The organism is Salipiger sp. 1_MG-2023 (genome assembly GCF_030547555.1).
Classification (GTDB): Bacteria; Pseudomonadota; Alphaproteobacteria; order Rhodobacterales; family Rhodobacteraceae; genus Salipiger.
The window spans coordinates 21,494-35,197 of the sequence record NZ_JAUOQN010000010.1 but is presented as its reverse complement, the minus strand read 5'-3'; the positions used below and the strand labels follow the sequence as shown (position 1 = coordinate 35,197).

13 protein-coding genes and 1 riboswitch are annotated in these 13,704 nt (G+C 64.7%); of the genes, 2 read left to right on the top strand and 11 right to left on the bottom strand.

Going from position 1 to position 13,704, the window contains the following annotated elements:
- Positions 1 to 167: 167 nt before the first annotated feature.
- The 7 genes from Q4543_RS07090 to Q4543_RS07060 form a co-directional block, all read right to left on the bottom strand.
- The gene (locus Q4543_RS07090; protein ID WP_303437106.1) at positions 168 to 1,406 is read right to left on the bottom strand and encodes an aminopeptidase; all 1,239 of its coding nucleotides are present in this window, start codon (positions 1,404 to 1,406) and stop codon (positions 168 to 170) included.
- 72 nt (positions 1,407 to 1,478) lie between these two features.
- A complete protein-coding gene (locus tag Q4543_RS07085; RefSeq protein ID WP_303437105.1) occupies positions 1,479 to 2,225 on the bottom strand; it encodes an SDR family oxidoreductase in 747 nt (248 codons plus the stop codon).
- Between the two features lie 9 nt (positions 2,226 to 2,234).
- Entirely contained in the window at positions 2,235 to 2,873 is a 639-nt protein-coding gene (locus Q4543_RS07080; protein WP_303437103.1) for a nucleoside/nucleotide kinase family protein, read from the bottom strand.
- Positions 2,873 to 3,988 (bottom strand): ABC transporter ATP-binding protein, encoded by a 1,116-nt coding sequence (locus Q4543_RS07075; protein ID WP_303437101.1) that lies wholly within the window; start codon positions 3,986 to 3,988, stop codon positions 2,873 to 2,875. The genes Q4543_RS07080 and Q4543_RS07075 overlap by 1 nt, the downstream gene beginning before the upstream one ends.
- 4 nt (positions 3,989 to 3,992) lie before the next feature.
- A complete protein-coding gene (locus Q4543_RS07070) occupies positions 3,993 to 4,844 on the bottom strand; it encodes a carbohydrate ABC transporter permease (RefSeq protein WP_303437100.1) in 852 nt (283 codons plus the stop codon).
- The gene (locus Q4543_RS07065; RefSeq protein WP_252737505.1) at positions 4,841 to 5,689 is read right to left on the bottom strand and encodes a carbohydrate ABC transporter permease; all 849 of its coding nucleotides are present in this window, start codon (positions 5,687 to 5,689) and stop codon (positions 4,841 to 4,843) included. The genes Q4543_RS07070 and Q4543_RS07065 overlap by 4 nt, the downstream gene beginning before the upstream one ends.
- A 125-nt stretch (positions 5,690 to 5,814) precedes the next feature.
- The gene (locus Q4543_RS07060; protein WP_303437099.1) at positions 5,815 to 7,068 is read right to left on the bottom strand and encodes an ABC transporter substrate-binding protein; all 1,254 of its coding nucleotides are present in this window, start codon (positions 7,066 to 7,068) and stop codon (positions 5,815 to 5,817) included.
- Between the two features lie 146 nt (positions 7,069 to 7,214).
- Between Q4543_RS07060 and Q4543_RS07055 the strand changes: the two genes are divergently transcribed.
- The gene (locus Q4543_RS07055) at positions 7,215 to 8,399 is read left to right on the top strand and encodes an ROK family transcriptional regulator (protein ID WP_303437098.1); all 1,185 of its coding nucleotides are present in this window, start codon (positions 7,215 to 7,217) and stop codon (positions 8,397 to 8,399) included.
- Positions 8,400 to 8,494: 95 nt separating this feature from the next.
- Positions 8,495 to 8,625, top strand: a riboswitch (FMN riboswitch).
- A 65-nt stretch (positions 8,626 to 8,690) separates the two neighbouring features.
- Complete coding sequence (locus Q4543_RS07050) at positions 8,691 to 9,164, top strand: 6,7-dimethyl-8-ribityllumazine synthase (protein ID WP_303437097.1); 474 nt, start codon at positions 8,691 to 8,693, stop codon at positions 9,162 to 9,164.
- Between the two features lie 198 nt (positions 9,165 to 9,362).
- Here the strand turns inward: Q4543_RS07050 and Q4543_RS07045 are convergent, their stop codons facing one another.
- The 4 genes from Q4543_RS07045 to Q4543_RS07030 are packed head-to-tail and all read right to left on the bottom strand — an operon-like array spanning position 9,363 to position 13,611.
- A complete protein-coding gene (locus Q4543_RS07045) occupies positions 9,363 to 10,328 on the bottom strand; it encodes a sugar-binding transcriptional regulator (RefSeq protein ID WP_303437096.1) in 966 nt (321 codons plus the stop codon).
- Between the two features lie 43 nt (positions 10,329 to 10,371).
- On the bottom strand, positions 10,372 to 11,829 hold the full coding sequence (locus Q4543_RS07040; protein ID WP_303437094.1) for an FGGY family carbohydrate kinase: 1,458 nt from the start codon (positions 11,827 to 11,829) through the stop codon (positions 10,372 to 10,374).
- A 4-nt stretch (positions 11,830 to 11,833) separates the two neighbouring features.
- Positions 11,834 to 12,793, bottom strand: coding sequence for a transketolase family protein (locus Q4543_RS07035; RefSeq protein ID WP_303437092.1), 960 nt, complete (start codon positions 12,791 to 12,793; stop codon positions 11,834 to 11,836).
- Entirely contained in the window at positions 12,790 to 13,611 is an 822-nt protein-coding gene (locus Q4543_RS07030; protein WP_303437090.1) for a transketolase, read from the bottom strand. The genes Q4543_RS07035 and Q4543_RS07030 overlap by 4 nt, the downstream gene beginning before the upstream one ends.
- Positions 13,612 to 13,704: the final 93 nt, after the last annotated feature.

Genomic DNA, 13,704 nt, shown 5'->3' with positions numbered 1-13,704 from the left:
CGGCAAGGGGGGCGCTGCCCCCCTCGGCCTACGGCCTCACCCCCCGGGATATTTGAGGCCAGAAGAAACAGGGGCGCTGCGCTCTGGTTTCTTCTGGCTCTAAATATCCCCGCCGGAGGCAGGCCGGATTTTGCGGTCTGGTGTTGGTTTCCGGGATCAGTGAGGCGTCAGGCCCACTCGCCTTTGCGGAAAACCGGTACCGCCGTGCCGTCCGCGGTGAGGCCGTCGATGTCGGTGTCTGGCCCGCCGATCATCCAGTCGACGTGGATCAGGCTGGAGTTGCCGCCTTTGGCTGCAATCTCTTCGGGGGTCAGGGAGGCGCCGTCGACGAAGCATTTCGAGTAGCATTGTCCAAGGGCTATGTGGCAGGCGGCGTTTTCATCGAAGAGCGTGTTGTAGAACAGCAGCCCCGATTGCGAGATCGGCGAGCCATGGGGCACCAGTGCGACCTCTCCGAGGCGCGAGGCGCCGTCGTCGGTCGCGATCAGCTCGCGCAGGATGTCGCCGCCCTTGTCGGCCTTGGCTTCGGTGATCTTGCCATCGGTGAAGGTGACCTCGATGCCGTCGATCAGGCTGCCCTGATGGGACAGCGGTTTGGTGCTGCGCACCGTGCCGTTGACCTTGTGGGCGTGGGGCGTGGTGAAGACCTCTTCGGTGGGCACGTTGGGGTTGCAGGTCACGCCGTTCTGGGCCGGGGCGGCGCCGCCGTGCCATTCGTGATCGTCGGCCAGACCGATTGTCAGATCGGTGCCGGGGCCTTTGAAATGCAGCGCGGCAAAGCGCTGTTCGTTGAGCCAGCTGCTGCGGGTCTTGAGCGCGGCGTTGTGTTCGGCCCATGCGGCGACGGGATCGTCGCGATCTACGCGCGAGGCGGCAAAGATCGCTTCGGCCAGCTTTTGCTGGGCCTGCGTTTCGGGAAGCTCGGGGAACATGCGCTTGGCCCATGCGAGGCCGGGATAAGAGCAGATGGACCAGTTGATCTCGAAGTTCGAGATCTTTTCCAGCGCCGGTTTGTAGGCACTCGAGGTTGCCTTGCCGGCGCGTGACACCTTGGCCGGGTCCATTTCGGAGAGCAGCATCGGGTCTTCGCCGACGATGGCGAGGCGGGCGGCGCCGTTGGCATAGGCGTCGGCCATGCCGGAAAAGAGCCAGTCGGCCGCGCTGTCGAAGCCGTTGTCGCTGCCATGGGCAAAGCGGGCGAGGGTCAGTTCAGGATCGCTCAGGATCGGGGTCACCAGCGCGGCGCCGGCCTTGTAGGCCGCCACGGTGATGCGGCGCACCAAGGGCAGGGCTTCGGCCGGGGCGGTGATGATAAGCTGCTGGCCGGGCTGAAGGTTCAGCCCCGTGTGCACCGCCACGTCGGCGAGGCGGTCGAGAAGGCTTGGGTCGATGGGGCTGTCGGTCATGGTACCTCTCATGGGTTGTCCCGCCAGAGGTAACATGCCCTGCGGCGCGGGCAACCCCGCGCCGCGCCGCGATCAAACCGCGGTGAAACCGCCGTCGATGGGCAGGGTGATGCCCGAAATCATCGACGCGCCGTCCGACAGCAGAAAGACGATGGGCGCGGCGATCTCGTCTTCGGTGGCCCAGCGGTGCAGCGGCATGGTGTCAAGGAACGGGCCTTGCACTTCGGGGCGGCCCCAGTACCAGGCCGACATCGGGGTCATGACCACCGTCGGGTTCACCGCGTTGACCCGGATGTTGTATTCGCCCAGTTCCAGCGCCGAGACGCGGGTGATGTTGTCGAGCGCCGCCTTGGACGAGCCATATGAGATGTGCCCACGCAGCCCTACAAGCGAGGCTTGCGACGAGACGTTGACGATGGCGCCGCCTTTGCCTGCGGCGACCATGGTCTGCGAGGCATATTTGGTGACCAGCAGCGCGCCGCGGGCGTTGATCGCCATGACCTTGTCAAAGACGCTGATGTCGGTTTCCATCGGGGTGGCGATTTCGCCGCCCCAGCCGCCGCAGTTCACCACGCCCCAGAGGTCGAGCCCTTCCAGCGCAGCTTTGACCGAATCTTCGCAGGTCAAATCGAAGGGCAGGGTGCGGCAGCCGGTGTCCTTTGCCAGCTCGGCCAGCGCCTCTTCGTTGCGGCCATTGGCGATGACGGTGGCGCCAGCGGCGACCAGCTGGCGCACGGTGGCGCCGCCGATGCCACCGGATGCGCCGGTGACGAGGATCGGGCCTTTGTCGGCAAAACCGGGGGAGGAGAAGTTGGTCATGGGGGTCTTTCAGAGCGTGGGGGAGGGCTGCGGGATCGTCAGATCCGCGGGCAGCGACTGGGTCAGAACGGTGAGGGCGTTGCGCAAATCGTTGCCTTCGACCTTGGCGGGAATTTCGGCTTCGGGAATGCCGTGATCCTGCCAGCGCTTCCACAGGCGGGCGCGCAATTTGGCCTCGGGGACGTCGAGCATCACCGAGACATCGTAATGCTTGCGTAGATCGCGCCAGCCGGGGGCGTCGAGCAGCAGGTAATTGCCCTCGACAATGAGGATTTCGACCGATGACGGGATCATCCGCGCGGCATTGCGCGAGATTTCCAGCGCCCGGTCGAAGACCGGCACGCAGACCTGATCTTCGTCATTGGCGCGCAGCCGGGTCAGCAGTTGCGAGAAGCCCGCCACGTCAAAGGTTTCCGGCGCGCCCTTGCGCGGGCGCAGGCCCATCGCCTCCAGCAGCGCGTCGTCGTAGTGAAAGCCATCCATCGGCAGCACGGCGGCGCTGATGCCCTGCGCGCTCAGCGCCTCGGCCAGGGCCTCGGCCAGCGTCGACTTGCCCGATCCGGGCGCGCCGACTACGGCGACGATGCGCCGGCGGTCTCCCTGGAGGGAGACCACGCGATCCACCAGTGTTTCGGGCAGGGCAAACATCAGGCCAGCCGCTGTTCGGTTTTCGGATCGAAGGCGACGGCGCGGGTCATGTCGAAGGTGACATGGGTCAGTTGCCCGGCGGTGGCGGTCGATTTGCCGCGGAAACGTCCGATGCATTCCTTGCCGCCCAGAAGGATGGTGACAAAGCTGTCGGCCCCGGTGGTTTCCACCAGTTCGACCGGCAGATCGACATGTTCAAGGCAATGGCTGTCGTGGTCGGCGCTTTCGGGGTCGGTCATCGATTCCGGGCGCACGCCGAGAACGATCTCGCGGCCGATCTGATCGGTGAGATGCGCGCCATGCGGGAAGGGCAGGGTGATGAACCCGCCCGCCGTCACCACCCTGACCCCGACCGTGCCGTTCAGCTCGATCAGCTCGGCGGGGAACAGGTTCATCGCGGGCGAGCCCATGAACCCGGCCACGAACATGTTGGCGGGGTTGTTGTAGACCTCTTCGGGGGTGCCCAGCTGCTGCACGTCGCCGCCGAACATCACCGCGATGCGGGTCGACAGGGTCAGCGCCTCGACCTGATCATGGGTGACGTAGACGATGGTGGTGCCCAGCTTTTGGTGCAGCTTCTTGATCTCGGTGCGCATGTCGACGCGCAGCTTGGCGTCGAGGTTGCTCAGCGGCTCGTCGAACAGGAACACCGCCGGATCGCGGGTCAGCGCCCGGCCCATGGCAACGCGCTGGCGCTGGCCGCCCGACAGCTGCCCCGGCTTGCGATCGAGCAGGTGGGTGATCTGCAGCAGCTCGGCCACCTGCGCGATCTTGGCTTCGCGCTCGGGCTTGGGAACCTTGTGCATTTCCATGCTGAACGAGATGTTCCCGCGCACCGTCATGTTGGGATAAAGCGCATAGCTTTGGAACACCATGGCGATGTTGCGATCGGCGGGCGGCACGTCGTTGACCACACGCCCGTCGATGCTCACCTCGCCGGAGGTGATGTTTTCCAGCCCGGCGATCATGTTCAGCAGGGTCGACTTTCCGCAGCCCGAGGGGCCGACCAGCACGAGGAATTCCCCCTTCTGCACGGCGATGTTGGTCTCGTTGAGCACCTGCACTGCGCCATAGGCCTTGGTGACCTTGTCGATGTTGAGAAATGCCTGGGTCATCAGGTCATCCTTTCACGGAGCCGGACATCAGCCCGCGCACAAAGAAGCGCCCGGCGACGATGTAGACAAACAGAGTGGGCAAAGCGGCCATGATGGCCCCGGCGAAATGCACGTTGTATTCTTTTTCGCCGGTCGAGCTTTGCACGAGGTTATTGAGCGCGACGGTCATCGGCTGGCTGCTGAAATCGCTGAACGAGGCCCCGAACAGGAAGTCGTTCCAGATATTGGTGAACAGCCAGATCACGCAGACCACCGCGATGGGGCCCGAGTTGGGCACGAGGATGCGCCAGAAGATGGTAAAGAACCCAGCCCCGTCGATTTCCGCCGCGCGCACCAGTTCCGTCGGGAAGGCGGAATAATAGTTGCGGAAATACAGCGTGGAAAAGCTGATGCCATAGACGACATGCACGAAGACAAGGCCGGTCACGGTGCCCGAAAGATTGAGAAAGCCAAGGCTGCGGGCCATCGGGATCAGCACGATCTGGAACGGGATGAAGCAGCCGAACAGCATCAGGCCGAACAGGATGGTATCGCCGCGAAAGCGCCATTTCGTCAGCACGTAGCCGTTGAGCGCGCCAAGCACCGTGGCAATCGTCACGGCGGGCACCACCATCAGGAAGCTGTTGAGGAAATAGGGCTTGAGACCGGTTGCCTCGACGCCGACCTGCGCCTGCGACCAGGCATTGTGCCATGGCGCAAGGGTCCAGACCTGCGGCAGTTCCATCATGCCGCCCGAGGTGATTTCCTGTAGGGGTTTCACCGAATTCACCAGCATCACGTAAAGCGGCAGCAGGTAATACAGGCAGAACAGCCCCAGAATGGCGTAAAGAAGGATGCGGGCGGGGCGCAGGGTCATCGCTTGTCCTCCTTCAGTTCGGACCACAGGTAGGGGATGATCACGGCGGCGATGGTCAGCAGCATGATTTCCGCCGAGGCCGCCCCGATGCCCATCTGATTGCGGGTGAAGGTGTAGGAATACATGAAGGTCGACGGCACGGCGGTGGCGTTGCCGGGCCCGCCATTGGTCAGCGCGACCACGAGATCATAGGATTTGATCGCCATATGCGCCAAGACCACGAACGCCGACAGGAAGGCGGGGCGCAGCTGCGGGATGACGATGCGCCGGTAAACGGCAAAGGTTCCGGCGCCATCGACGCGGGCGGCCTTGAGCATCTCGCTGTCGATGCCGCGCAGGCCAGCAAGGAAGGTCGCCATGACAAAGCCGCTGGTCTGCCAGACCGCCGCGATGACGATGGTATAGATCGCCATGTCGCGATCCTTGATCCAGCGGAATTCGAAACTGGTCCAGCCCCAGTCATGCATCACGGCTTCCAGCCCGATGCCCGGATCGAGGAACCATTTCCACGCCACGCCCGTCACGATGAAGCTGAGCGCCATCGGATACAGGTACACGGTGCGGATGAAGCCTTCGGCGCGGATGTGCTGGTCGAGCAGGATCGCCAGCATCAGACCGAGGAACGAGCAGATCACGATATACAGGATGCCGAAGATCGCGAGGTTGGTGACCGCGATATCCCACATGCGCAGGGAAAACAGCGTCTCGTAATTCTGGAACCCGACCCAGCCGTAACTCGGCAGCATCTTGCTGTCGGAAAAGCTGAGATAGGTGGTGAAGGCGATGAAGCCATAGACGAAGAACGCGACAAGCGCGAGCGACGGGCTGAGAACGAGGCGCGGCAAGAGCACACGCAACCTTGCCCTCGCCGACGGGGCGGGGTGAGCGGCCACGATGACCTCCGGGTGGGTTGTCTTGAGGCAGAGAGGACCGCCAGCGTGGGCGCCGCCGGTCCTTGTGGGGTGTCAGATCAGATCGAGGCGGATTCGACCGCCAGCACCAGTTCTTCCACGGCGTCTTCCGACGACATGTCCGAGTTGAAATGCTCGGTCACCACGTCGAAGATGGCGCGCTGCACGGACGAGGTCTGGGCATGGCCATGGGCGAGGCTGCCCAGCAGGGCATCATTGGCCGAGGCTTCCGCGATGTCGTCCTTGGCCTTGAGGGCGCAGGCGTCATAGTCGGAAATGTCCACGTCGGTGCGCGGCGGGATCGAGCCCTTGACCTTGTTGAAAGCGTGCTGGAATTCCGGCGAGATGACCGAATTGGCCATCGCGTCCTGTGCCGCCTTCATGTCGCCGGTCACGTCGAAGAAGGCGAAGAAGTCGGTGTTGAACAGGTAGGACCCGGCGGTGCCCGGCGCGGGAATGCACAGGATGTCCTCACCCGGCACCATGTCGGCGCGGATGATTTCGCCCTTGGCCCAGTCGCCCATCAGCTGCATCGCGGCTTCGCCGTTCAGCACCATCGCGGTGGCAAGGTTCCAGTCACGGCCCGAGAAGTTGTCATCGACATAACCGCGCAGGGTGCGCATCTGGTCGAAGACCTGAACCATGGTGTCAGAGCCAAGCGCGTCGAGGTCGGCCTCGATGATCGCCTTGCGGTAGAAATCGGCGCCGCCAAGACCCAGCACCACGTCATCGAAGACGGTGGCGTCCTGCCAGGGCTGGCCGCCATGCGCCAGCGGGGTGATGCCCTTTTCCTGAAGCGCGGCGGCGACGGTGTTGAACTCTTCCCATGTGGTGGGTGGGGTCAGGCCGTTTTCTTCGAAGATCGCGGCGTTGATCCACAGCCAGTTCGGGCGGTGGATGTTGACCGGCGCCGCAACCCACTTGCCGTCATAGGTGGCGAAATCGACTACGGCCTGCGGCAGCACGTCGGCCCAGTTGCCCTCATCCGCCAGCGCGGTGATGTCGCCAAGCGAGCCTTCCTGCGCCCATTCGCGCACCGACATGCCAAGCAGCTGCGCGGCGGTCGGCGGGTTGCCGGCGGCAACGCGGGCCTTGAGCGTGGTGGTCGCGGCCGCGCCGCCCCCGCCGGCTACGGGCATGTCTTCCCAGCCGACGCTCTGGCCGGCGAGATCTTCTTTCAGCACGTTGAGCGCCGCGGCTTCGCCGCCAGCAGTCCACCAGTGCAGGACTTCGACATCCGCCGCAGAAGCGCCGGTCGCAAGTCCACAAGCGGCCACTGTCGCCAGCAGCCGAGCCGATTTTCCGAGAGCCATGATCTCCTCCTCATGGGTATTGGCGAATCCGTCTCTCCATCCGGGTCGCCAGTTTGTTTGGTTGCAAAACAAACATATTGTGTAATACTTGTCAACCACGGACGGCGGGGCACGGACGGGGGGATTTGAACGCGGAGGAAAGCGTCATGGCAGGGCCTGTGGTGCTGCGGCGGATGAACGAAATGCGGGCGCTGGAATGCCTTGCGGCAACCGGCTCGATGAGCCGCGCCGATCTTGCCCGCGCGCTGTCGATGACGCGCTCGACCTCCTCCAGCATCGTCGCCTCGCTGCTCGACGAAGGCCGCGTGCAGGAGATCGACGATTCCGGCCAGTGGCGCGAAAGCCGCACGGGCAGGCCGTCGATCCGCCTGCGCCTGAACCCGGATCACGCGCATTACCTTGGCGCCGATATCGGCGCGAGCTTTCTGCGGGTGGCGGCGGTCGATTACCGGGGCCGCTCGCGCTATCTGCGCGAAGAGCGGGTGCCCAGCCGCCCGGCCGATCCGGGCACCGTGGTCGAGCGCATCGGCGTCATGGTCGAGGATTACCTGTCAACGCTCAAGGACCCGTCGATCGTCGCCGGGGTCAATGTCGCGGTGCCGGGGATCGTCGATCTGGATGGGCGGGTGCTGCGCGCGCCGCCGCTCGGCTGGGTCGGTGTTGCGGTGCAGGAGATGCTGCAGGACCGGCTGGGGGCGCTGCCGGTGCGTCGCCTTGTGAATGACGCCAACGCCTTTGCGCTGGCGGCGCGCTCGCTGCATCGGGGGCCGGAATCGCTGGATGAGGCGGTCTTCGTGCTGCTCGACGATGGCGTCGGCGGGTGCATCATGACCGGGGGGCGCATCCTCGAAGGCGTGGGGGGTATCGCTGGCGAACTCGGCCATATGCCGATCGGCGAGGCGGGCTTTTGTAATCTGACCGCGATCCGGGGCAGTTTCGAAAGCTACGTGGCGCGGCAGGCGGTTCTGTCGCGGTTCCAGACGCTTGGCGGGCAGGCGGCGCATCTTGCCGAATATCTCGACGCGCTCGATACCGGCGACAAGGCCGCCCGGCAGGTGCTCGAGGACTGGTCCTGGCAGCTGGCGCGCGGACTGGCGATTGTCACCACGCTGCTCAATCCCGCGACGGTGGTGATTGGCGGGCGCGTCGGCACGCTGTTCGCCCGCAGCGAAAAGCTGGTGCAGGAGGCGCTGTCGCGCAACCTGCTCGAACAGACGCCGGGGCCACGGCTGATCCTGTCGGAAGTCGGGCCCGAAGGGGTAGCGCTTGGGGCCGCGATGATGCTGCACGAGACGGAATTCGCCGGTGAGCCAGTTGTCGCGGTCACCTGATGCGCAAAAATGCCGTCTGGCTGGGCGTCAGAGCATTTTCAGCAATCATTCGCAGGAAAACGACTTGACCTTGCGGTGCAGCGATTCCAGATCTGGGGAATTCTCAGGGCGGGGTGCAATTCCCCACCGGCGGTGACAGCCCGCGAGCGCCATCATAGACGATGGGTCAGCAGATCCGGTGGAACTCCGGGGCCGACGGTGAAAGTCCGGATGGTAGAGAAGGGGGGGCGGGGCCATTTGGCGCCGTGCTTCGACGCTCTGGGATTCTGTCATGCGGAAAGGACCAGAGTTATGACAAAATCCCCCAAGTTTGCCTTCATCAAGGCGCGTTGGCACGCCAATATCGTCGACCGCGCGCACGAAGGATTCCTTGCCGAATTGAAAGACGCCGGCGTGACTGCGCCCGTCGATGTCTTCGAGGTGCCGGGCGCCTTCGAAATGCCGCTTCTGGCGCGCAAACTGGCGCAAAGCGGTGACTACGATGCCATCGCCTGCGCGGCGCTTGTCGTGGATGGCGGCATCTACCGCCACGACTTTGTGGCGCAGGCGGTGGTCGACGGGTTGATGAAGGCCGGGCTCGACACCGGCGTTCCGGTGCTGTCGGTGTCGCTGACGCCGCACCACTTCCAACCGACCGCCGAGCACGAAGGGTTCTTTGGCACGCATTTCGTGACCAAGGGACGCGAGGCCGCCCGCGCAGCCCTGTCGATTGCCGCGCTCCATGGGCAACTGGACCGGCCCGCCGCAGCAAAGGCCGTCGCCTGAGGCTGACGGGTCCGGGGCGCTTTGCTCCGGGCCTCTTCACCCTTGACTGTGGGCAGAGGGGGGCCAGCCCCCCGCGCTTCGCGCTCCCCCCGGGATATTTGAAGCCAGAAGAAACCGGTGCGCGGCGCCCATGGCTTCTTCTGGCCTTAAATATCCCCGCCGGAGGCAGGCCGGGCATCGCGGCGGGGCGGGGCGTTTTTATGACTCGGGACCGTTCCGGAGTAGTCGCGCGGCGGTGAACTTGTCGGTCACGAGCAGGTCGAGCACACCGGCCTGCAGCGCGCCGCGGATGGCTTCGGTCTTGGACTGGCCGCCCGCAAGGCCGATCACCCGCTCAACGTTTGACAGCTCTTCCAGAGACATGCCGATCACGCGCTCGTCGAGCGGTGTGCGTACCGGGTCACCGGAGCTGTCGAAGAAGCGCAAGGAGATGTCGCCGACCCCGCCTGCGTCGGTCACATCGGACAATTCGCGCGACGAGAAGACATTGCCGCTGCGCGCCAGCATCGAGGATGGCTCAATCGCGCCGATGCCGACGATGGCCAGCGTGATCTTGCTGAAAAGATCCATTGTTTCCCGCACATAGGGGTCGCCCAGCAGAACCAGCTTGGCCTCGCGCGATTGCGCCACGCCGGGGGCGCTGAGCAGGTGGGCCTCGGCGCCGGTCAGCCGCGCCAGCCGAGTGGTGAGCTGGTTGGCATGGGTCTGGACCGCCGGGTCTCCCATGCCGCCGAGCGTCTGCACCACGTATTTCGCCTTGCCCGATTTCATCGGGTGAATGTTGTCGACCATGCGCAGGATGGTTTCCGACCAGCTTGACACGCCGATGATCTCGTCCGGTTGCAGCGTTGCTTCAAGGAAATGCGCTGCGGCCTCGCCGATGCGGGCCATGATCGCGCCGTCGCGGTCTTCGGAGCATTCGACGACGATGGCCTCGGACAGGCCGAAGCGTTCACGCAGGCCGGCCTCGAGTTCGGCATAGGTGCCCGACGGGGCGACGACCGTGGTGCGCACGATCTGTTCTTCCTGCGCCTTCTTGAGCATTCGCGACACGGTGGCCTGCGACATGCGCAGGTGTTTCGCGATGTCGGCCTGCCGCTGCTTTTCGACGTAATACATCTGGGCCACCCGCGCGATCATGCGCAGCTCGTTCAGGCGCGACATTTGTGGATTCTCCCGGCCAAGGTTGCCTGTGAATTTTTATTCACTACACGTCAAGGATGCTGCGGGCAATTGCCTTGTGCCATGCGCTCTGGCGTTGCGCGCGCTGCGTTGGGGCCATCTGCGGGGCGATGTCGGCGTCGCGGCTTTCCAGTTGCGACAGCGCCTTCAGGTCCGGCCACAGGCCGGTTGCCAGCCCGGCGAGATGGGCCGCGCCAAGCGCCGAGGCTTCGGTACTGCGTGCCGGGGTGACCGGGTGGTTCAGCATGTCGGCGACCAGCCCCATCAGGAAGCGGTTGCGCGACGGACCTCCGTCGACCGAGACCCGCCCGATGCCGCCCGCCGCCTGCGCCATGATGGCAAACACATCGCGCACCTGAAAAGGAATGCTTTCGACCGCCGCCCGTGCCACATGCGCCGGGCCCGCGCCGAAGGTCAGGCCGCTGATCAGCCCGCGCGCCTCGGCGTTCCAATGCGGCGCGCCGAGGCCGACATGCGCGGGCACCAGCGTGACGCCCATGCTATCGTCGACCGTTTGCGCCAGATCCATCAGCGCATCGACCGAGGGCAGGCCAAGCAGCGCCTGTGTCCATGGCAGGATCGAGGCGGAGACAAGGATATTGCCCTCGAAGGCATAGGTGCTCTGGCCGTTCAGCGACCAGGCGATGGTGGTGGTGATGCCTTTGGGCGGCACAATGAAATCGGGCACAGTGGTCATCACCGAAGAGCCGGTGCCGAAGGTGATCTTGCCGTCTCCGGGGTGAAAGGCGCCATGCCCGAACAGCGCGGCGTGGGAATCGCCGATGGCCGAGGCGATGGGGATGCCGTCGGGCAGCACGCCCGCGCCCTTGGTGGTGCCAAAGACATGCGCGCTGTCGTGGACCTCGGGCAGCATGGATTTCGCGACGCCGAAAAGTGCGCAAAGATCATCGTCCCATGTGCCTTGCGCGAGGTTGAACAGCTGGGTGCGCGCGGCGTTGGACCGGTCGGTTGCGTGCACCGCACCGCCCGAGAGGTTCCAGATCAGCCAGCTGTCCACCGTGCCGATGCAGATGTCGGGCGCGCTGGCGTGATGTTTCAGCAGCCATGCCGCCTTGGTCGGCGGGAACATCGGGTCGATCGGCAGGCCGGTTCTGGCGATGACCTCTGGCTCGTGGCCAGCGGCCTTCAGCGCCTCGCAGGCAGCGGAGGTGCGGTGACATTGCCAGGTCACCACCGGCCCCAGAGGCGCACCGGTGGCGCGATCCCAGATCAACACCGATTCGCGCTGGTTGGAAATGCCGATGGCCGAGACCTGCACATCGGGCCGGGCGGCGATGCAGGCCTTGATGGCGCTCTGCGTCGCCGCCCAGATGGCATTGGCGTCCTGTTGTACCCAGCCGGGCTGGGGATATTGCGTGGGGACGGGGGACGCGCCACTGGCGAGGATCTCTCCGGTTTGCGACACCAGCACGGCCTTGGAATTCGTGGTGCCTTCGTCGATTGCCAGAATGGCGCGTTCCATGGTCTTAGCCTTTCCGTTTCAGCAGCGCTTCGGCGCTGTTGGCGATGGCCGAGGGGGCCATGCCGAAATCATCGAGCAGCTGCTCTGCCGAGCCGGTATGCGCAAACACCCCCGGCACGCCGAGCCGTGCCATTGGCACCGGGGCCTTGTCGACCACCACTTCGGCCACGGCAGAGCCCAGACCGCCAAAGGTGGTGTGTTCCTCGACGGTCACAATCGCGCCGGTGTCCGTTGCAGCGGCCACGATGGCGTCTTCGTCGATGGGGCGCACGCTGGCCATGTTCAGAACGCGCGCCTCGATGCCCTTGTCGGCCAGCAGGGCGGCGGCCCTCATGGCGCGGTGCACCAGCGTGCCATTGGCGATGATCGTCAGATCGGCGCCGTCGCGCAGCAGGTTGGCCTTGCCCAGTTCGAACACATGGCCCTCGGGCAGCAGGTCGGGCACGCCGACGCGGCTCAGGCGCAGGAAGCAGCCGCCGTCATATTGCGCGGCCCAGCGGATCACCGCATCGGTTTCGATGCGATCGGCGGGAGCGATCACCGCAACGTTCGGCAAGGCGCGGATCCATGCGAAATCTTCGATCGAGTGATGCGTCGGGCCCAGATCGCCATAGGCCATGCCCGAAGAAATCCCGACCAGTTTCACATTGGTCTGGCTGTAGGCGACATCGGCCTTGATCTGTTCCAGCGCGCGGCCGGTCAGGAACGGCGCGGCGCAGCAGACAAAGGGGATTTTGCCGCCATTGGCCAGCCCGGCCGCGACGCCGACCATGTTCTGCTCGGCGATGCCGACGTTGATCAGCCGTTCGGGAAACTTTTCCTTGAAGCCGCCCAGCTTCGAGCTTCCGACCGAATCGTTGCACACGGTGACGATGTCGCGGTTCGCCTCGGCCAGCTCTTCCAGAGCGGCGACAAAGGCATTGCGGCAATCGTGCAGTTTGGCGTCCTTGAAGGGCATGTTCATTGAAGGGCCTCCTCGAGTTCGGCGATGGCCTGCCGGTATTGGTCTTCGCTGGGCACCTTGTGGTGCCATGCGACGTTGTCGGACATGAAGCTGATGCCCTGACCCTTGTTGGTGTGGGCGACGATGCACTTGGGCTTGCCTTGGGTGATCGTGTCTGCCGACAGGGCGCGGGTGATCTGCTCCATGTCGTGACCGTCGATTTCCTCGACCGCCCAGCCGAAGGCGGCGACCTTTGGCGCGATGGGCGCGAGGTTGTTGGTGTCGGCCAGCCTTGCGCCCTGCTGCAGGCGGTTGTGGTCGATGATCAGCGTCAGGTTATCCAGCTTGAACTGGGCGGCGGCCATGATCGCCTCCCAGTTGGAGCCTTCCTGCATCTCGCCGTCGCCGGTGATGACAAAGCTGCGCCACGACGCGCCGTTCAGCTTGGCCGCCGTGGCCATGCCAACCGCAACCGGCAGGCCGTGGCCCAGCGGGCCGGTGTTGGTTTCGACCCCCGGAACCTTGACCCGGTTGGGGTGGCCATTGAGGCGGGAGTTATGCGCCAGAAAGGTCTCGATTTCCGCTTCGGGGATGAAGCCCTTTTTCGACAGCGTGATGTAGAGCGCCAGCGCGGTGTGGCCCTTGCTGAGCACAAGGCGGTCGCGGTTGGGGTCCAACGGGTTGGCCGGATCGACGTTCATGATGTCGAAATACAGCGCCGTCAGCAGATCGGTGACCGACATCTCGCCGCCGATGTGTCCGGCCCCAGCCTCAAAGACGGCCCGAACGTCGCGCTGCCGGATCTGGTTCGCCATGCGGCGAAGGTCTTGGGTGTCCATTTCGGTATCCCCTTGCATGAGTGAATAAATATTCCAGCAGATATAAACATACAAAAACCGACGCTGTCAAGCTGCCGAGATAGCGGAAGCTGG